Below are 19,845 nucleotides of genomic sequence, written 5' to 3'. Positions count from 1 at the left end.
TCCTTTCTGGCCGCCATCTCCGGAACCGGGGGCGGGTGCGTCCAAGCGGACGCAAATGCGAGGATACAAGTTCACGTTCAGCTGAATCTAGGAACGCCCCTGCTTAAGGTCAAGGCTGCCGGATTGCCACAGGCTTGGCTGCCCTGAGCGCTTTCTCCAGCATTTCAGCGGGTAATTCCATGAGTGCAGGTCCGTCCGTCCAGAGCAAAACACACCGAATCATTCGTTCGGGATAAATCGCCGCGAGCAATGCCCGGTAAGCAGCCATCTGGCCGATATAGGCAGGGACGACCGCTTCGAGCGTTTGCGGCGGCGGCCTGTTGGTTTTGTAATCGATGATCGTGACGCTGTCCTCCGTCACGCAAAGGCGGTCGATCTGGCCTGCGATGAGCAGCGGACGGCCGCCCAATTCTATCGTGCCCGCGACCGGCACCTCCGCACGGCTGCCTTTCCCGAAGACATGGGCAATCGTTGCGTCGTCCAGAACGCGGAAGACGGCGGCTTCGATTTCATTTTGCGCGGCTTCATCGATCCCATGAGCAGGTTGCGCCAGAAAACGCCGCGCGGCCGCCCGCCTTTCGGCCGGCTCCATGTCGGGCAAACTTTCAAGCAGACGATGAATGAGGCTCCCGCGGCGAAAGCGATTCGTGTTGTCGCCGGCCAAGGGCGACAGCACCGAAGGCTCTTCCAAATCTTCCGGCGGCAGACGGGATGGCGCCAAGGGCCTTGAAGGCGTCGGCTCCAACGGCGCGTCACGATGCGCCCATTCCGGCGGCGCCGAGGGTTCCTCCGCTGCCGACGGCGCCTTGCTATCAACTTGCCGCCGTTGCTCTCCTTCGATGCGCCAGACCATGCGCCCGTCGGGCAACACAATTTCACGAGCCGCAGGCTTCAGTGTTTCGCACACCATTTCATACCAGCACTCAGAGGAGGGCGGCGTAGCATTGCGGTAGCCGGATATATAGAGCCGGTCGCGTGCACGGGTCAGTGCGACATAGAGCAAGCGCCGGTATTCGGCAGCCTGGATTTCACGGTGCAATGCGCGCGCTCCCGCGCTCACCTCATCTTCGTCCTTCTTGCGTACAGGCCAGAGGAGGAGCTTCGGGCCATCCTGTTCCAGGGCCGGAAGAGACAGCAAGGCCGGATCATGAGAGCCGCCGGGAGCTGCGCAGGTATCCGGCATGAAAACAATTTCAGCTTCCAGACCTTTCGCGCCGTGAACCGTCATGACGCGAACTTCGTCGCGGCCCTGATCCATGTCGCGTTTGATTTCGGAAGAGCCGCGCTCCAGCCAATGCACAAAAGCTTCGAGAGCCGGTGGATGCTTTCGTTCGAATTCCAAAGCAAGCGACAGAAACTCATCTATGGGATCAGCCGCTTCCGGACCAAGCCGGGCGAGAAGACGCGTACGTCCTCCTTCGCCTCCGAGCACATGCGCAAAGAACTCGTAAGGCGGCTCGTAGTCGGCGCGTTCGAGAAGGCGCAGAAGAAAAGCTGCCGCCTCAGCGTAGCGCGGGTTTCTGGTTGCCTTTTCCTTGAGAGACTGCCAGAGAGTCCCCTTGCGATTCCACGCCAGATCGAAAACTTCTTCTTCGGTGAATCCCGCAAACGGGCTTTTGAGTACCGTTGCCAGAGTCAGGTCGTCTTCCGGCAGCAAAACGAAGCGGGCCAGTGCGAGCAGATCCATGACGGCGAGCTGCTCCGTCAGGACCATGCGATCCGCACCGGCAACAGGAACGCCAAGTTCCTTCAGATGCCGTACCATTTCTCCGACGAATGCGTTACGCCGCCTTACCAGGATCAGAATATCGCCCGCACGGATCGGGCGGCCCTTTGAAATCAGAACTTCCTTGCTGTCGAGCCAATTGCGGATGGTCGCTGCGATACGCGCGGCAAGCTTCGCCATAGGCGCCGCTTCGGTCATGTAGTCGAGCGGTGCATCCCAAGGGCTCGCTTCCTGACCCTCATCGGGCTCTTCAAGCTCCCAAATCTCAACCAGCCCTGCATCAAGCTCACGGTGGGCGATGTGAATGTCGAGATTTCCGGAAGCGGTGAGGCCGCTGCGGGCCTTCAGCGATTCAAACACCTTGTCGACAGCGGCAAGCACTTCGGGCACAGAGCGGAAAGAACGTGTAAGCGGCACATAGTCCCACCTCTGCTCGGATGCTTTAACGCGCCTCTCGAAGTAGATTTTCATGTCGTCGAAGCGCGCCGGATCGGCGCCTTGAAACGAAAAGATGGATTGCTTTTCATCCCCGACCGCGAAAATCGTCCGCACGACTCCACGCGCGCCGCTGCCGGACAGAAACTCATCGGCAAGGCGCGCGATAATGTCCCATTGTTCGGGGCTCGTATCCTGCGCTTCATCAATCAGAATATGATCGATGCCGCCATCGAGCTTGTAGAGCACCCAGGGCGCCATGGCGCGCATGGTGAGGAGATCACGGGTCTTCGAAATGAGGTCATCATAGTCGAGTAACGCGCGCGCATGTTTCGCCTTGTCGAATGTCTCGAGAATTTCGACGGCAAGCGTCACAATGGCTTCGGTCGCCTCGGCGACGCCAATGGCGCGCAGCCGGGCATGAAGGCGGATGATGCGTTCCTGTTCGGCGAGCAATTCCTGCTCGACATCCGGATGCTTCTTTGCGAGGGCTGCCGTTACAAGGCGTGCGCGCGGCTTCATCTCCTTCGTCAGAAAGATACCGAGATAGGTGTCGAGATTTTCTGCCCGGCTGGCACGCGCGCCGAGAAATGCGCGTAGCGCTTCCGCGCATTTGACGTCCGTCTTGGTGCCGCTCGCGAGAACTTCGGCGGCGTTGTGCATTGCCGCCTCGGGAAGAGCCGCAATTTCAACCCGTATGCCCGGCGTGGTTTCATCGGCACCAACAGAGAGTGCGATGCGGATTGCCGCGTGGATACCGGCGAGGCCACCGAAGCGGTCCATCATCTTGGCGAAGTTGCCGCGCTGATCCGTCACTTCCTTCAGCAGCTTGCCGAACGCAAGTTCGTCCACCCGCGAAACGACATGGGACAGCGCCTGGCCAAGAGCGGTATCCGCTTCACCGCCTGCGCGACGAAGGACGGCGTCACGCACCTCGTCCATCAATTCCTGTGCGGCTCGTTCGTCGAGAATTTCGAACTGCGGCGGCACGTCGGCTTCCAGCGGGAAGCGTCCGAGAAGTCTCTCGCAGAAAGCGTGGATCGTCTGGATTTTCAATCCTCCCGGCGTCTCGATGGCGCGGGCGAAAAGTTGGCCAGCCCCTCTGAGCTTCGCCGTATCAGGTGCTGTGCCCTCGACCTCAAGGATTTCTTCGGCGAGCGCCTCATCGGACATCATCGCCCACTCGCCAAGACGCTTGTAAAGCCGGGCGGACATTTCAGCCGCCGCGGCCTTGGTGAAAGTCAGGCAGAGAATGCGCTGAGGGTCGGTGCCGGCAAGCAGCAGCCGCGCCACGCGGGTCGTCAGCGCGTGGGTTTTGCCAGAGCCGGCATTGGCCGAAACCCAAACTGAGGTTTCCGGGTGAGAGGCGCGGCGCTGCGCGTCATCCGTTTCCGAGGGCTTTTTCGTCAGGGAGCTCATTCGCCGTCTCCCCCCGCCGCCGACCACTCCTTCACACGCGCCAGATGGTCGTAATCGCCATAGCGTCCCCAGAACATCGGCCGCGGGCGGGAGAGATAGGGCGTCGTCTCCGCCTCGTACTGGCGCAACAGATCGACGAGCCATGCATAGGTATTGTCCGCGAGATCCGCGCCCTCATCCGGAATCGCGCGAACTTCGCCCGCCGTTTCGCCGCCTGTGAGCCGCAGATATATCAGACTTGCCGCTTTCGCCGGCGGGATAGGCGCGCCGTCCTTTGTCCGGAAACCGCCTCTCGCCATCATCGCCGCCTCAAGGGGAAGCTGCGGCGTCAAACCGATCTCGACCTGCTTTATGCTCGGAACGGTGCCCGTTTTGTAATCCACAATATTGACCATGCCGTCTTCGCGTTCGTCGATCCTGTCGGCCTTGCCGCTCAGGACAACGGGCTGGGCAAGTTCGGCGATCAGTATTTCACCGCGCGTCTCTGCATGTATGTGGCGCAGGCCGGCGCGTTCCTCTTGCTCATAGTCCACAATCCATTTTGCAATCCGCAGGAAGCGCGGCCACCAGAAAGCTGCGACGCCGGGACGGCCGATCGCTTGCCGGAACGCCTCTTCGCCGACATTGATCAGTTCTTGCAGGGCGTTTTCCGGCAGGTCCCTGGGATAGGCTTCGACGAATTTCTCCAGCGCTTCGTGGATGATCGTGCCGCGCTCAGCAGCGGCAATATCCGCGTCGAGAGGGTCCAGCACCTTTAGCCCCAGAATTTTCCTCGCATAGATCGCGTAGGGATCGCGGATCAGCGTTTCTATCTCTGTGACCGAAAATCTTTGAGGCCGCGCTTCGAGTGGCGGCACCGGACGGGGACGGAGCGGCGTGAGCACCTTGGCCGGTTCATCCAGCTTGTGTGCCCATTGCCACCACTGGGGCGCAGAAACCGCTTCTTCTTGTTCCAGTCCCTGCAGGAGACTTGCGAGGCGAAGCCACCAGCGAGAGGCAACCGTCGGTGCGCCCTCGACTTTCAAAGCTCGCGTCAGGAACGCTTCGCCGGCTGACGCTCCTTCCGCAAAATCATGCGCGGCGAGCCCGATGCGGCGTTCAGGCGGTTCGAGCCCCATTGTGGCCCGCATGGGCCGGTTCAGCCAGGGATCAATATTCGCTTCTGCAGGCCAGGTGCCTTCGTTGAGCCCGCCGAGGATCATGCGGTCCGCATGCTGCAGACGCGCCTCGAGCGGGCCCCATATGAAGAGCCGGGAATGCCTGCCCCATCGCGGGCGAAGAACGCGACCGCTCAACAGCACATCGAAGAAGTGCGGGTAGAAGCGCGGGTCGATGTCACCGAAGGCGGGTGTGGCTTCCATCAATTCCCTGATGAAATCCGCCGCCGCCTCACCGGCCTCCCCTTTCCAGAGACGCTCTGCCCCCGTTTCAGTGGCGCTCGCGGCGAGCCGTTCAGCGGCTTCCACATGCGCCTCGACAATGGAAGTTGCTGTACCTTTCTTCGTTGCCGCGTTGAGCAAGGGCGCGATGCTGCGCTCAATCTTGTCAAGCAAGATGGAAATTTCGCCGCTGTCGCCTGGCTTGTCTTCCAGTGCGCGGCAGGCCGCGCGGAGGCCGTCGAGACCGGGAGCAGGACGCGGACCTCGAAGCAGATGCATTTCCAGCCGCCGGACGCGCGCCCTGAACTTCGCCGGCTCTTCGCCTGCCGCAGCGAGAGGATGCTTCAAGCATGCGAGCAACGGAACCGGCGCCAGATCTTCCGTCACCATGTTTGCGACGAGCCGGAGAAAGGCGACCGGCGCCGTCTTTGCGAGCGGTTCGCCTCCGGAATCGTTGACGTCGATTTTCCAGCGGCGAAGCTCCATGGCAACGCGGCGGGCAAGCTTCCGGTCTGGCGTAACGAGAGCAGCGGTCTTGCCCGGCCTTTCGAGAACATCGCGCATCAGAAGCGCGACGGCGCCAGCTTCATCGCGCTCGCTCGGCGCTTCGATCAACGCGAGGCCCTTCAAGCCGTCCTTCACATCCCCGTCCAAGGCGCCGAGACGACCGAGCCATCGCTCCGTGGTTTCGGCCGGCCGCAACGCTTCCGAAAGCAGGCGGCCTCGTGAACGGAGCGCCGCCGATCGTTCGGCGCCTGGCCATATGCCGACATCGGCGCGAGTAGCACGAAGATGAGCGAGAAGTTTTTTCATTCCGTATTGCGGATGGGAGGCGGTTCCCGGCTTGCCGATGATGTTCCAGCTCTCTTCATCAAGATCGAGATCGAGCGCGGGGAGGACGACAGCACCCATCGGCAGATGGGCGACGACGCCGAGAAGAGCCGCCGTGGCGGGGATCGAACCGGTCGAGCCCGCTGCGATAACAGGGCCCGGCGGCGGCGCGGCTGTCCAGGCTTCCGCCTGCGCACGCAGCAGGAGATTGCGCCGTTCCGCCTGTTCCATATGGCCGAGGCGCGCCAGCTCCTCCGGCCAGCGGGCCGTCAGCACTTTCAGGAAGTCGATGGTTATCTGCCAATGATCCGCGAAGTCCTGCGGCACGAGATCCGCGAGGCGTGTGAGGTCGGCGCCTTCGGTCAGAACCATATCGAGGAAATGTCCGAGATCGGCGGCGAGCGCGAGCGCGCGGGTTTCGTCGCCGCCCTGGCCCTCAACAATCATGCGCGCGAGACGTAACTGACGCTCGAGCGCCGGCATTGCCGGCGGCAGTTCGAGTGCTTCGCGTCCGAGACCTCGCGGATCCAGAATGAGATCTTCCTCATCGACGTCGCCAAGCGTGCGTATCGACGGAAGAAGGAGAGGGGCGCCAGCGCCGGCGCGCAGAAAGGCTTCGCCGAGCGCGCGGACGGAACGCCGCGTGGGCAGCAGGATCGTGATTTCGGCGAGCTCGGGACTGCCTTTGAACCGGCCACCGAGTGAGGGATCGTCAAGCAGCGTCGCGGCCAGCCGTTCGAGAAACGGCGTACCGGGCGGCATGGTGAAGAGGTTCAGGGAATCGGCCCGCATGGCGCTTATCGTAGCGCCTTGCGCGTCACAAATCCCGCAGGAAGGCTTCTGCCTCGGCGAGGTCGTCGGGTGCGCCCACATGCATCCAGACGCCACCCATGCGATGGCCGAAAAGCGTGCCTTTTTCGATCAGGCGGTCCCAAATAAGGTTGGTGGAAAAGGGGCCGTCGGGACCCTCGGCGAAGAGGGCGGGCTTGATGATCTGGACGCCCGCGAACATGAAAGGCGCCGTCGTGGAAGGCTCGCGGCGGGCGAGCGCCCCGAACGGGTCCATCGTAAAGTCACCCCTGCCGACATAGCCGATGGTCCGGGCGGCGTCCGCGATCATCAGCAACGCGTCCATGCGCCCGGGATCGAAGGCGGCAATGAGCTCCCGGAGATTGGAGCCGAACCCTTCCGTCCAGACCGAGTCCGAATTGAAGGTGATGACGGGCTCGTCGCCGAGCAGGGATAGCGCCTTCTTCGCGCCGCCGCCGGTATCGAGCAGGCGGGCGCGTTCGTCGGAGATCACGATCCGTGGCGACTTGCGCCTCGTGACGTGAGCTTCCAGCATGTCGGCGAAATGGTGAACGTTGACGATCGCTTCCTCGATGCCTGCTTCCTCGAGCCGGTCGAGCACGTGATCGATGAGCGGCTTGCCGGCAAAAGGGACCATCGGTTTCGGCATTGTGTCGGTAAGAGGCCGCATGCGCGTGCCCTTCCCGGCGGCCATCACCATCGCTTTTGTAATCTTCATCGCGCGCGGCTCAACACATTTGCATCAAGCCAGAGGCGGAGATCGCTCAAGGCCGGATGCGCCAGATTGCGGCGGAGATAATCCATCGTGCGCGGCATGTGAGCCATGTATTGGGGCTTGCCATCCCGCTTCAGGAGCCGGGGCCAGAGACCGATCAGACGAAGCGCACGCTCCGCGCCCAGCGTCGCGTAGGAAGCCCGGAACTGCTCTTCATCGAAACCCTGCAACTCCGCATTCGCCTGAGCGACGTAATGCGCGAGCATGGCCTGTTCGCGCTCAACCGGAACATCGCGGCGCGCATCCTGCAGAAACGACACCACGTCATAGGCACGGTTGCCGATGAGCGCATCCTGATAGTCGATAAGACCGACGCGCGCCGCGCCAGCGCGATCTCCAAGCCAGAGCATGTTGGGCGAATGATAGTCGCGCAGGAAAAGCGTCGGCACGCCGGCATCGACCATTGCCCGAAGCGAAGTCCAGAGCGCGTGATAGTCCTCGCGCATAGAAGGCGACGCTTCGTCCTTCAGAACGACCGGGAAATACCAGTCGAGAATGACGTCGAGTTCAGCGCGGTAAACACTTTCGTCGAAATGCGGCACCTTGTGCTCGCTGCCGTCGCCGACGGGAAGCATTGCAGGCGCTGGAACGGATTGCAGCCGCAGCAGCGTTTCAATACCCGCGCGATAGAGCTCATCGAGCTTTTCGCCGGAAGGACCCGCGCCGCGCGCGATCAATTCGCCATAGACATTGTCGCCCAGATCTTCGAGCAGCAACAGCCCGCGCTCGAGGTCGGCGGCATAAATCTCCGGCGCGGCGAGACCTAGACGACGAAGATGCTCGCCGATGGCGACGAAGGGACGGCAGTCTTCCGCAAGGTGAGCGATACGGCTATAGGCGGCGCGGCCGGGAACGACCGGCGCATCCGGGCCGGACGGCCAGTCCATCAATACCGCCGGGCGGCCATTCAGCGAGAGACGTTCGTAGCGTCGCGTCGATGCGTCGCCCGCGAGCGGGCGCCGCTCGGCGGCGGCCCAGCCTGCCGACGCCAGAAAGGCGCGGATCGTTTCCTCGCGTGATGAACTCAAATCGTCAGCCCCTCTAGCCGCGCGGCCCAACTGCCGGTTGCTTCAATCCGCGCGCGATGCATGCCTTCTGGCATGAGAAAGAGGGAGATGTCGAGACGATCCGGCGTGAGGCGGCGCAATTCTTCTTCCGCACGCTCGGGCCACTCGACCAGCAGTACGCCTTCGTCCAGCATTTCGGCGAGGCCGAGCTCCTGCAATTCGGACGGCTCTTCGATGCGGTAGAGATCCGCATGCGCAATGAGGAGCACAGGGCTTTCATAGGTCTGGACGAGCGTGAATGTAGGCGATGGCACCTCTTCCGCGATGCCATGGGAGGCGAGATGCGCCTGCACCAATGCGCGGGCGAGCGTCGTCTTTCCGGCGCCGAGATCGCCCCGCAGAAGGATGAGGCCGCCGGCTTCCAGGCGTGCCGCAAGGGCCTCCCCGAGGCGGGCTGTGGCCGCTGCATCGGGGAGGTCAAACTCGTGGATTGCCTTGGTTTTTTCGCTCATGACGCTTTGTAGCGTGACAGGCGGGGCAGCAACAAGCGGGCAGCGGTTTTGGAAAGTTCCTTCAGCCCGCCTTGCGCTGCTGTTCTTCCGTTACCGGATGAAGCGTGCGGAAGCCGACGGCGAGCCTGTTCCAGACATTGATCATGCCGATGGCGACGGTGAGGTCGACGATTTCCTGGTCGGAGAACTCTTTCCTGACGGCTTCCCAGGCGGTGTCGGGGATGCCGGTTTCGCTTATCAGCGTTACCGCTTCCGTCCATTCGAGCGCGGCACGTTCGCGGTCCGTGTAGAGCGGCGATTCATGCCATGCGTTGAGAAGATAAAGGCGGGCTTCGCTTTCTCCGGCGGCACGGGCTTCGCGCGTATGCATTTCGAGGCAGAAGGCGCAGCCGTTTATCTGCGAGGCGCGGGTCTTCACGAGCTCGAGAAGGGAGTGTTCCAGACCGCATTTGTCCGTATACGCCTGAAGTTCGAGGAGCGGCTTGTAGGCAGCGGGCGATGCCTTCCAGGGGTTCATGCGGGGGGTGAGATGGGACGACATTCGGGCCTCCTTGGCACTGGGTTTTCACAGAGAAGACGAGGCCAGGGGAGGATTTGTGACCGGGGATAAGCGGGTTTTTCCCGCGACCGTCATCGAACTGTCACTGAACCGTCACAGAGGCTTTTTAGGGACGGAACGGTGCTTCGGCGCTTCGGCCTATCCCCGCTTATATTTACCGTAATGAGTGAGTTTTCAGGCGGGGACAAGTTTCGCCGCACGGGCGGGCGTCATGCCGAGGAGGCGGAGGATGCTGCCGCAGACCTGGCGGGTGATTTCCGGCTCCTGACCATCATGGAGCTGCGCCCGGACGGCGACGCCGATCAGGGCGACGATCTGGTCGAGCAGGAAGGTTGTGACCTCGACGTCGAATTTTTTCTGCGCGACGCCGCGCTCGATGTCCGCGCGGAGGTAGCGGTAGAGGTTTTCGCGGAAGTCGGGGAGACGGTCGGCGCCGCCGAGAAGGACGGCTGCCCAGTCGCGCTCGGCGGTGAGAATGGAGACGAAGCGGGTGGTGGCGGTGACGACGCGGATGGCGGCATCGTCGATCCCTTCCATTTCCGCGTCGAGACGGCCCACGACCTCGAAGGCGATGCCATAGGCGGCTTCGCGGAGGATTTCGTCCTTGTCGTTGAAATGATTGTAGAAAGTGCCGTTGGCGAGGCCGGCGGCGGTGGTGATGTCGCTGATTTTGGCGGCTTCCATGCCTTTTTCGGCGACGACCGCAATGGCGGCGTCGAGCAAGGCCGAGCGCGTGCGCTCGCGCTTGCCCTGCCCTGCCGTCCGATCCTGAAAATGACCATGCCTCATGAAACGAGGATACAGCGCCTCGCGGGTTGACAAAAGTCATTTATGAGGGGTATCTCAAATATGAGACTACTCTCATTTATGAGGCGCGCGCATGTCACGCATCCCCGTCCTGATCGCCGGTGCAGGCCCTGTGGGCCAGCTTTCGGCGCTGCTGCTGGCGCGGCAGGGGATCGCCTCGCGGCTGATCGACAGGCGGCCGCGGCCGGCCGAGGCGCCGAAGGCCCATGCGGTGAACCCGCGGACACTCGAAATCTGCGAAAGCGTGGGCGTATCGGCGGAGGGGCTGCGCCGGGAGGGCGCGAGCGCCAATGATGCCGGGTGGGTGCGTTTCGTCGGTACACTGACGGGTACGGAATTCGGCGCCCTGCCCTATGAGCGGCAGGACGACAGCGCGCTTGCCGATACGCCCTACCCGCTCACCAATATTCCGCAGCCGAAATTCGAGGCGGCGCTGGCGAAGGCGATTGAGGCCGAGCCGCTCATCACCTTTACACGCGGCATCGCCTGCACCGGTCTCGTGGAAGTGCCGGACGGGGTGACGGCGCAACTGGAGGCGGAAGACGGCAGACGCGACACCCTCACCTGCGACTATCTCATTGCGGCGGACGGCGCGGGATCGCGGTTGCGCGACATGCTCGGCATCGCGATGGAGGGGCCGGAGGTGCTGCAGCACAATCTGATGATCCATTTCGAGGCCGATCTCCGCGCGCTCACCGATGCGCGGCCCGGCGTTCTCTATTTCCTGTTCCAGCCGGGCACGAGCGGCGTCTTCATCGCCTATGACCGGGGCAGGACATGGGTGCTGATGCATCCGCACGATCCGGCGACGGAGCCGCGCGACAGTTTCGACGAGGCGCGATGCGGCCAGTTGATCGAAGCGGCGATCGGCACGACGCCGCCCGCCCTCAAGATCCGCCATGTGAGCCCGTGGACGATGTCGGCGCAGGTGGCGGAATGCTATCGCAAGGGACGTGTGTTTCTCGCCGGGGACGCGGCGCACCGCTTTCCGCCGACGGGCGGGCTTGGCCTCAACACGGGCGCGGTGGATACGCAGAACCTTGCCTGGAAACTTGCCGCGGTGCTGAAAGGCGAAGCGGGAGAGGCCCTTCTCGACACTTACGAGACGGAACGGCGGCCCGTGGCGCAGGTGAATTGCGAACAGAGCCTGACCAATGCGTCGAAACTCTTCGAGCTCTTTGGCGCGCTTTACGGCCGCGACCCGGCGCGGATGCAGGCGCATTACGAAGCCGTCGCCGCGAACCCGAAAGCTTCCGCCGAACTTGCCGCCGCCGTGGAAGCGCAGCGGCCGCATTTCGACAGTTTCAACCTGCAGCTCGGCTATCGCTATGCCTCGGCGGCGACCATCGGCGCGCCTGCGCTGCAGGCGGCGGCGGGCGTCGATATCAGCGATTACCGGCCCTGCTGGGAGGCGGGCGCGCATGTGCCGCACCGCCTGGTGAAGACAAGGAGCGGCGAGCGCGTATCGCTGCTGTCGCTCCTCGCCGCCGACCGCTTCGCGATACTGGCAGGACCGGGGGGGACCAGCTGGCGCGAAGCGGCGGCGGCAACGGGCCTGACGGCGCTGCGCGGCGGATGGGACTTCGAGGACGAGGCGAAGGGCTGGACGGAACTTACCGGCCTGCCGAAGGACGGCGCGCTGCTGGTGCGGCCGGATGGACATATCGCCTGCCGCTTCGAGGGCGGAACGGAGAATGCGGCGGCGCTTCTCGGAGAGGCGCTGGCGCAGGTTCTGGCGCGATGAAGAGCAGAGGGAACGGCTGATGGATCTCGGATTGCAGGGACGGAAGGCGATTATCTGCGCTTCGTCGCGCGGGCTCGGCAAGGCCTGCGCCATGGCGCTGGCACGCGAGGGCGCCGATGTCGTCATCAACGGGCGGAACGCGGAGGTGCTGGACCTTGCGGCGCATGAGATTGCCGCCTCGGCCAAGGGATCGGTGACGCCGATTGCCGCCGACATCAACACCGAGGAAGGCCGGGCGCGGCTCGTTGCCGCCTGCCCGGAGGCCGACATTCTCGTGAACAATAATGACGGGCCGCCGCCCGGCGCCTTTCAGCAATGGGACGAGGCCCAATGGCAGGCGGCGCTCAACGCGAACCTGCTCGCACCCGTCTTCATGATCAAGGCGCTGATCGAGGGCATGAAGGAGCGGCGCTTCGGGCGGATCGTCAACATCACTTCCGCGATGGTGAAGGCGCCGCGCTCGGCCATGGGGCTTTCGACGACGGCGCGCTCCGGCCTTACCGCGATTTCGAAGGCGCTTTCCGTCGACGCCGCGCCCTTCAACGTGACGATCAACAACATGCTGCCCGAACGCTTCGACACGGACCGGCAGCAGCAGATGGCGAAGCTCGCCATGCAGTTCAAGAAAATCACCTATGAGGAAGCGCGCGCGGAAATCGCCCAGTCGATTGCCGCCAAGCGCATGGGACAACCTTCCGAATTCGGCGATGCCTGCGCCTTTCTCTGCAGCGCCCAGGCGGGCTTCATTTCCGGGCAGAACCTGCAACTGGACGGGGGCTCCTACCCCGGCCTCATCTGAGGAGATAGAAATGGAAACGCTTTACGACGAGCTTCTTCTGCCGCGTCTTCTCTTTTCGCTGGTTGCCTTCATGATCAGCGCCGGGCCCATTTTCGCCGATTTCAACAAGACCCATGCGACGAACCCGCTATGGACGCCGCATGCGCGGTTTCATGTGGTGTGGCAGGTGCTGAGCCAGACGGGCATTTCGCTCGTCATTCTCTACCTGTTGTGGAGCCCGGCGGCGGACTACCTCACGCATATCTGGGTGGCGGCGATTCTCAACTACGTCTGGGGCGCGAGCTTCTATGCGACGCTGGCCACCATGCCGATCTATGGCGGGGCGCTGAAAGACACGAACGGCATCAAACCGTTCCGCTTCAATATTTTCGGGACCGTCTATCTCGTCGACACGAACCTCTTCGGCGGGACAATCCTGATGATCGTCAATACGATCGGCGTCTGGCTGCTGGTGAACTGAGGATGGGGCAATGGGATTTTCTTTTCGCGCAGGCGTTTTCGTCATGACGCTGCTCGGTTCGACGGCCGCACAGGCCGAGGGGTTCGGCACGGTGGAAATCGCGCCGGTGGCGGAGGCGCTAACCTTCGCGCGGGTGGAGGAAGACGGACACTACCGGCTGCTGCTCGTCTCTTCCTATGAAGGGGGCGTGGTGAGCGGCGTTGACGTGACGGCGGCGCTGGGGGCGGATGATCCGATAGACGCCTATGGGCGACACGGCTATGACGCGATTGCGGCGCTGGCGGCTGGGACGAGCGAACGGATGCCGGTGGAGCGGCTGGCGTTGCCGGCGCGGCTCACCGCGTCGCATATCGCCGTGGGGACGAATTTTCCCGAACATGCGGAAGAGTCGGCGGTGACGGACGGGCCTTTCCTCTTTCCCAAAGAGGTCGAGCCGACGGGTTTCAACGCGCCGGTGCCTGCCGGGGAGGCGCTGCTCGACTATGAAGTGGAGCTTTGCTTCGTGGCGCTTTCGCCTGTCGACCTAAACGGGGCGCTGGACGGCACGGCGCCGGAGCGCATGGGGTTGATGCTCTGCAACGATGTGACGGACCGGGCGGCGCTGATGCGCAATGTCGATCCCTCCGACGTCACTTCCGGCAAGGGCTTCACGACGGGGAAGAGCGCGCCGGGCTTTCTGCCGGTGGGGAACCTCTTCGTCATTCCGCGCGAGCTGCGCCCCTTCGCGGAGGCCGCCGAATTGCGGCTGTGGCGGAATGGCGAGCTGAAGCAGGCGGCGACGCAATCGGAAGCGATATGGGATTTCGATGAGCTGCTGCGGCAGACGAAGGCGCGCGAGGGCGTGACCTGGACGTATCAAGGGCGGGAGGTGGGCCTGCCGGCGCCGGGGGGCAGGATACCGGCGCGGACCGCCATTCTCGCCGGGACACCGGACGGGACCGTCTTTCGCGGCGTCAACAAATCGGCCATGGCGCTGGGGCTCTGGGACTTCGTGGCAGGGGGCTGGGACCGGCCGATCACCGCCCATGTGGTGGAGCGGCATATCGCGCAGGAGAAGGCCTCGGGCGACTATCTGAAGCCGGGAGAGCGGGTGCAGATCGCGGTGCGCTATCTCGGCGAGATCGACAGCCGGATTGTGGAGTGAGGCGAATCACGCTGACACGCAGCGTCTCTTTTCAGTCGCTCTGAGATTGACTGCCTGAGCAGCAAGAACATCGAGTGCCGAAATCGAGCACATATGCACCCCGGAACGTGCATATGTGACCGCCCTAGCAGTCATTTCATCTGCTAGCACAGAATCAGCACAAATTGAGAACAGACTCGCTGGTTAACGCCGCGTAATGGTCATAATATATTTGCGGCTCACAGGGCTATTCCTTGGTCGGAACCCTGTGAGCCGCATTCGTAACCAAATGCCATGGAGATGACAAATGGCTAAACGACACTCCCCGCCTCTTACGCGGGAAATGGCGGCGACCATTAAGTGGTTGGTCACCGAAGAAGGCTTCATGCAACACCAAGCCGCAGCCCGGTTTGGGATCAATCAGGGCCGGGTTTCTGAAGTGATGACTGGGAAGCGATTCCCCGGCATCCCTCCGGCGATGATCCTCAGCTAGAAGACTATTTCTCAATATTGGGCGGGGGCTTTTGCTCCCGTCTTTTTTGATCCATTTGCAGTATGCGGCGGCATGCAGCTGACGGTGTCTGGAGAACTTTAGCTCGTTCTCTTAGACCTAATCGTCGCAGCCTCTCCCTTACTGCGGCACCTCATGTAAAGGCTAGCTTAACAAAGCTGCGGCGCCGCCGTGAGAATAATCTTCCCCTCGCGGATATTTCTTATCCAATGTTGCAGTGCGGACTCGGTCGACGACACCTATAATTGCAGCTGACACCTCAGATTAAAGTTGACGCAGGCGTCATTTTTTGGCGAGGTAGGGACCGGCGCGCGGCCTGCCGGCTGCGCGGCAGATTGCCGGCAAGACCCTGAAAAGAGGGGACAATAACCCCACCGCGTAGTAAAACTCCGCAAAAAATAAGGGTATGTTCCGGCGACGGGGAGCCGCCCGCCCGGGCTTCGGGATGCGGTGAGGCCCATGGGCCCCGGCTTTCGCCGGGGTGACACCGTTTTTGTATCGGGCCTTCCGTGCCGAAGGTCATCCGTGAACGGAAGAAACAACGAGAAGAGCGGGGCGACGGGAGGCATATGGCGGACGACATTCTGATTATCGGGGCGGGACAGGCGGCGGCGCAGGCTGTGCAGAGCTTGCGCGCGGAAGGCTTCGACGGCGCGATCCGTATTTTCGGCGACGAACCCTATGCGCCCTATCAGCGGCCACCGCTGAGCAAGAAATTTCTCTCCGGCGAGATCGGCTTCGACCGCGTGGAGCTGAAGGCGCAGGATTTTTATGCGGGTGCGGGCGTGGAAACGCATTGGGGCACGCGCGTGACGGAAATCGACCGGCGCGAGAAGCGCATTCTCACCGGCGACGGGCGGAGCTTCGACTATGGCAAGCTGCTGATCGCGACGGGAAGCCGGGTGCGCGAGCTCAACGTGCCGGGCTTCGACCTCGACGGCGTTCACTACCTGCGCAATATAGACGATGTGAAATCCATTCAGGCGCATTTCAAGCCGGGCGCGAAGATGGTCGTTGTCGGCGGCGGCTATATCGGGCTCGAGGTTGCGGCTGTCGCCGTGAAGCGCGGGCTCGACGTGACCGTGCTCGAGACGGCGGACCGCGTGATGGCGCGCGTGGTGGACCCGATCGTTTCGCGCTTTTATGAACGCGTGCACCGGGAAGAGGGCGTGAAGATCGAAACCGGCGTGACGGTGGCGAGCTTCGAGGGCGAGGACAAGGTGACGTCGGTTGCCTCGGGCGAGGGGCGGCGCTTTCCTTGCGACTTCGTCGTTGTCGGCATCGGCATTATTCCGAACACGGAGCTTGCAGCGGAAGCGGGGCTGACGGTCGAGAACGGCATCGCGGTGGACGAGCACTGCCGGACGAGCGACCCCGACATCTGCGCGGCGGGCGACTGCACCAGCCATCCGAACGGGGTTTACGGCCACAGGCTGCGGCTTGAAAGCGTTCACAACGCCATCGAGCAGGGCAAGACGGCGGCGGCGACGCTGACCGGCAAGGAGAAGCCCTACAACCAGGTGCCGTGGTTCTGGTCGGACCAGTACGACCTTAAATTGCAGATCGTGGGGCTTTCCGCCGGCTATACCGAGGCGGTGGTGCGCGGCGACCCGGAGACGGGGCGGAGCTTCGCGGTGTTCTATCTGAAAGACGGCGTGCTGGTGGCGGTCGACGCGATCAACCGCGCGCCGGAATTCATGATGTCGAAAATGCTGACGGCGAATCAGGCGCGGCTCGACCCGGCGCGCATTCGCGATGAGGGCGTGGGCGTGAAGGAACTGGCCGGCTGAATTTCAGGCGGCACGACAAGGACAAGAAGAGACAAACATAAATACGTGGAGGCGTTTCGGAGAGATGGCGAAGATTACCTATATCGAACATGACGGCACCGAGCACACGATCGAGGTGGCGAACGGCATCACGCTGATGGAAGCGGCGGTGAAGGCGAGCATTCCCGGCATCGACGGCGATTGCGGCGGCGCCTGCGCTTGCGCCACCTGCATGGTCTATGTGCCCGACGAATGGAAGCCGAAGCTGCCGGAAGTCGAGACGATGGAAGAGACGATGCTCGACTTCTGCGAACACACGGAAGCGAACTCGCGGCTTTCCTGCCAGCTTGTGGCGAGCGACGAGCTGGACGGGATCCGGCTGCAGATGCCGGAAAGCCAGCACTAGATTTTTCTCACGCGGCAAAAAGAAGGCCCGCTTCCTCGGATCGAGGAGCGGGCTTTTATTTTGGGGCGCCCTGTTGCCGGTGCGACGGCCTACCGCTGCCCGGAATGGCCAAAAGCGATCTTTTCACCTTGCGGGGCGAAGTCTAATCTCCTCGCAGGACAATGGATGGAAGCCATGAGCGACGCCATCGGACCCGGCGATCTTGTTCTTTGCGTCAATGCCGCCCCGAACCATGTGACGGGCAGGCCGGTGCCTCTGCAGGCCGGAGAGACCTACTGCGTTCTCGCCGTCCTGGAATTTGCCTGCCCATGCGGGCGTTCCGATGCGCTGCTCGATGTAGGCATCGATTTCGCCTGGTGCCAGAGCCGCTTCCGTCTCCTGCCCAAACCCAAAATGGAAGCCAAGCCCCGGCGCGTTTCGGCACCCAGGGAGAAGGAGAGAGTCCGGTGAACAGCCGGGCGCTCCTTCCCTCTCCCCGAGGGGAGAGGGAGTAGAGGCGTGACTTCCGCTAATCGGCGGCCTGAGCGAGTTTGCCGGGGGTGGGGGTGAGGTCGTGGTTTTTCAGGGGGAGCTGGCGGATGCGTTTGCCTGTTGCCGCGTAGACGCCGTTCCCGACGGCGGCGGAGACGACGGGGGTTGCCGGTTCGCCGAGGCCGCCGATGGGGGCGCCGCTTTCGATGAAGTGGACGTCGATCACCGGCGTCTCCGAGAGGTGGAGCATTTCGTAGTCGGTGAAGTTCGTCTGCGCGACGGCGCCGCCTTCGATAGCGATTTCGCCGTAGAGGGCGGCGGTGAGGCCGTAGATGATGCCGCTTTCGACCTGCTGGGCGGCGGTGTCCGGATGGATGACCTCGCCGCAATCGACGGCGGCGGTGACGCGGTGGACGCGGACGGCGCCGTCCGTCACGGAAATCTCGGCGACTTCGGCGACGATGGAGCCGAAGCTCTGCTGGACGGCGATGCCGTGGAAGCGGCCTTCGGCGAGGGGCTTGCCCCAGCCGGCTTTCTGCGCGGCGAGATCGAGAACGGCCTGATGACGCGGCTGGCCTTCGAGGAGCGCGCGGCGATATTCATATGGGTCGGCGCCGGCGCGGTGGGCGAGCTCGTCGATGAAGCTTTCGTTGAAGAAGGTGTGCTGCGTATGCGCGACGGAGCGCCACGGGCCGCGCGGCACGTGGTTTTCGACTTCGACGAAGCGGATCGACTGGTTGGGGATCGCGTAGGGGATGTGCGGGGCTTCGCCGGGCTCGTCCTTGTGGACATAGATGTTTTCCCAGGCGGTGGGCAGACCCTTGCCGTCAAGCGCGACGCGGAGGCGCGAGCTTGAGGCGATGCGGTAGGCATCGTGCTGGATGTCGTCTTCGCGCGTATAGATGAATTTCACCGGGGCGCCGACTTCCTTGGCGACGATGGTGGCGAAGTCGATCTCGCTCGGGAAATTGAAGAAGCCTTCGCGGATCGGGATGCGGCGGCCAAAACCGCCGCCGAGCAGCATCGGATGGACTTTCACGTTGTCGAAGTCGATGCCGGAAATATCGGCGACGCGGGCGCGGGTGCCGAGGGCGTCCTGCACGCCGACCCAGACATCGGCCTTGCCGTCGCGGATCCAGACGGTGCAGTTCATCGGCTCCATGCAGGCATGGGCGAGATAGGGCACGCGGTAGGAGGCTTCGACGATGTCGGCGCCCTGGGCGGCGAAGGCGGAGGCGGCGTCGCCGATCACCTTGTCTTCCTCGCTCTCGCCCGTGGCGATGGCGGCGTCGTGGCCGGCGAAGATCGATTCCGACGAGACGGTCTCGCCGCCCTTGGTGTCGAAGGTGACGTCGAGCGCGGCGGCGGCTTCCTTGGCGCGCCAGTAATTATCCGCGATGACGGCGACGCCGCCCGGAAACTCGACGACCTGTTTCACGCCTCGGCGGGAGAGAATTTCGCTCGCATCGTAAGAGACAACGGTGGAGCCGAAGACGGGGGCGAGTTTCGGCGCGGCATAGAGCATGCCGGGGACTTCGGCGTCGATGCCGTATTTGGCGGTGCCGTTGACCTTGCCCGGAATGTCGAAGCGGGGGCGGGCCGTGCCGACGATTGTGTAGTCCTTTTTCGATTTCAGGACCGGCGCGGCGGAGGGCGCATATTCGGCGGCATCGGCAGCGAGTTCGCCATAGGTGGCGGACTGGCCGTTCGGGCCCGTGACGATGCTGAGCGCGGCCACGCAATCCGACGGCGAGACGCCCCAGCGGGTGGCGGCGGCCTTGACCAGCATGTCCTTGGCGGCGGCGCCGGTGACGCGCATGCCGTGATGGCCGGTGTAGCGGACCGCCATGGAGCCGCCGGTGATCTGCATGTTCATGAACTGCGCAACCTTGGTCCATGCGGCGGCGTTCAAGCCCTTCAGCATGGGCGGCACGTCTTCGCCGGCGAGGAAGCGATTGCCGAGCGCCTCATTGGCGAAGGCTTTTTCGGCGGGGGCCTGTTCGGCGCGGACGAGCGACCAGTCGGCTTCCATTTCCTCCGCCGCCATCATGGCGAGCGCGGTGATGGTGCCCTGCCCCATGTCGGAATGGGGGACATAGACGGTGACGACATTGTCCGGCGAAATTTTCAGCCAGGTGGTGACGAAGCGTTCGCCGCCTTCGGCCGCCGCGCCTTCAGCGAGCTCGCGGCGCGAGGGGCCGGAGACGGCATAGCCGAGAAGGAGACCGCCGCCCACCGCGACGCCGACGCTGCCGCCGATGAGGAACTGGCGGCGCGAGGGCTTTTTGAATTCCATGGCCAT

The 19,845-nt window shown here is 63.3% G+C and carries 16 protein-coding genes; 8 read left to right on the top strand and 8 right to left on the bottom strand.

Going from position 1 to position 19,845, the window contains the following annotated elements:
• Positions 1-109: 109 nt before the first annotated feature.
• The 7 genes from addA to PLAV_RS18615 form a co-directional block, all read right to left on the bottom strand.
• Positions 110-3,580, bottom strand: coding sequence for a double-strand break repair helicase AddA (gene addA / locus PLAV_RS00725; RefSeq protein WP_011995052.1), 3,471 nt, complete (start codon positions 3,578-3,580; stop codon positions 110-112).
• Positions 3,577-6,582 carry a double-strand break repair protein AddB gene (gene addB, locus PLAV_RS00720; protein ID WP_011995051.1) on the bottom strand — a complete coding sequence of 1,002 codons (3,006 nt, stop codon included), beginning with the start codon at positions 6,580-6,582 and terminating at the stop codon, positions 3,577-3,579. The genes addA and addB overlap by 4 nt, the downstream gene beginning before the upstream one ends.
• Before the next feature lie 25 nt (positions 6,583-6,607).
• Positions 6,608-7,318 carry a nucleotidyltransferase family protein gene (locus PLAV_RS00715; protein WP_011995050.1) on the bottom strand — a complete coding sequence of 237 codons (711 nt, stop codon included), beginning with the start codon at positions 7,316-7,318 and terminating at the stop codon, positions 6,608-6,610.
• On the bottom strand, positions 7,315-8,403 hold the full coding sequence (locus PLAV_RS00710; protein ID WP_011995049.1) for an aminoglycoside phosphotransferase family protein: 1,089 nt from the start codon (positions 8,401-8,403) through the stop codon (positions 7,315-7,317). Before PLAV_RS00710 ends, PLAV_RS00715 begins: the two co-directional genes overlap by 4 nt.
• Positions 8,400-8,894, bottom strand: a complete 495-nt coding sequence (gene tsaE, locus PLAV_RS00705) for a tRNA (adenosine(37)-N6)-threonylcarbamoyltransferase complex ATPase subunit type 1 TsaE (protein ID WP_011995048.1) — start codon at positions 8,892-8,894, stop codon at positions 8,400-8,402. Before tsaE ends, PLAV_RS00710 begins: the two co-directional genes overlap by 4 nt.
• Positions 8,895-8,955: 61 nt before the next feature.
• On the bottom strand, positions 8,956-9,435 hold the full coding sequence (locus PLAV_RS00700; RefSeq protein ID WP_011995047.1) for a carboxymuconolactone decarboxylase family protein: 480 nt from the start codon (positions 9,433-9,435) through the stop codon (positions 8,956-8,958).
• A 192-nt stretch (positions 9,436-9,627) separates the two neighbouring features.
• On the bottom strand, positions 9,628-10,242 hold the full coding sequence (locus PLAV_RS18615) for a TetR/AcrR family transcriptional regulator (protein WP_011995046.1): 615 nt from the start codon (positions 10,240-10,242) through the stop codon (positions 9,628-9,630).
• Positions 10,243-10,333: 91 nt separating this feature from the next.
• On the opposite strand from PLAV_RS18615, the gene PLAV_RS00690 reads away from it, so the two are divergent.
• From PLAV_RS00690 to PLAV_RS00655, 8 genes are all read left to right on the top strand, one after another.
• A complete protein-coding gene (locus PLAV_RS00690; protein WP_011995045.1) occupies positions 10,334-12,004 on the top strand; it encodes an FAD-dependent monooxygenase in 1,671 nt (556 codons plus the stop codon).
• Between the two features lie 19 nt (positions 12,005-12,023).
• Complete coding sequence (locus PLAV_RS00685; protein ID WP_011995044.1) at positions 12,024-12,803, top strand: SDR family oxidoreductase; 780 nt, start codon at positions 12,024-12,026, stop codon at positions 12,801-12,803.
• A 10-nt stretch (positions 12,804-12,813) separates the two neighbouring features.
• On the top strand, positions 12,814-13,263 hold the full coding sequence (locus PLAV_RS00680; RefSeq protein ID WP_011995043.1) for a DUF6640 family protein: 450 nt from the start codon (positions 12,814-12,816) through the stop codon (positions 13,261-13,263).
• Positions 13,264-13,273: 10 nt separating this feature from the next.
• The gene (locus PLAV_RS00675; RefSeq protein WP_011995042.1) at positions 13,274-14,407 is read left to right on the top strand and encodes a fumarylacetoacetate hydrolase family protein; all 1,134 of its coding nucleotides are present in this window, start codon (positions 13,274-13,276) and stop codon (positions 14,405-14,407) included.
• Between the two features lie 286 nt (positions 14,408-14,693).
• Positions 14,694-14,879, top strand: coding sequence for a helix-turn-helix domain-containing protein (locus tag PLAV_RS00670; RefSeq protein ID WP_041535779.1), 186 nt, complete (start codon positions 14,694-14,696; stop codon positions 14,877-14,879).
• A 587-nt stretch (positions 14,880-15,466) separates the two neighbouring features.
• The gene (locus tag PLAV_RS00665; protein WP_011995041.1) at positions 15,467-16,687 is read left to right on the top strand and encodes an NAD(P)/FAD-dependent oxidoreductase; all 1,221 of its coding nucleotides are present in this window, start codon (positions 15,467-15,469) and stop codon (positions 16,685-16,687) included.
• Between the two features lie 64 nt (positions 16,688-16,751).
• Entirely contained in the window at positions 16,752-17,072 is a 321-nt protein-coding gene (locus tag PLAV_RS00660) for a 2Fe-2S iron-sulfur cluster-binding protein (RefSeq protein WP_011995040.1), read from the top strand.
• Between the two features lie 174 nt (positions 17,073-17,246).
• Positions 17,247-17,522 (top strand): hypothetical protein, encoded by a 276-nt coding sequence (locus PLAV_RS00655; RefSeq protein ID WP_143710141.1) that lies wholly within the window; start codon positions 17,247-17,249, stop codon positions 17,520-17,522.
• A 58-nt stretch (positions 17,523-17,580) separates the two neighbouring features.
• Here PLAV_RS00655 and PLAV_RS00650 read toward each other — a convergent pair whose 3' ends face one another.
• On the bottom strand, positions 17,581-19,845 hold the full coding sequence (locus PLAV_RS00650; protein ID WP_011995038.1) for a xanthine dehydrogenase family protein molybdopterin-binding subunit: 2,265 nt from the start codon (positions 19,843-19,845) through the stop codon (positions 17,581-17,583).

The sequence above is a fragment of the Parvibaculum lavamentivorans DS-1 genome (assembly GCF_000017565.1).
Classification (GTDB): Bacteria; Pseudomonadota; Alphaproteobacteria; order Parvibaculales; family Parvibaculaceae; genus Parvibaculum; species Parvibaculum lavamentivorans.
This window is presented reverse-complemented; position numbering and strand designations above follow the sequence as displayed.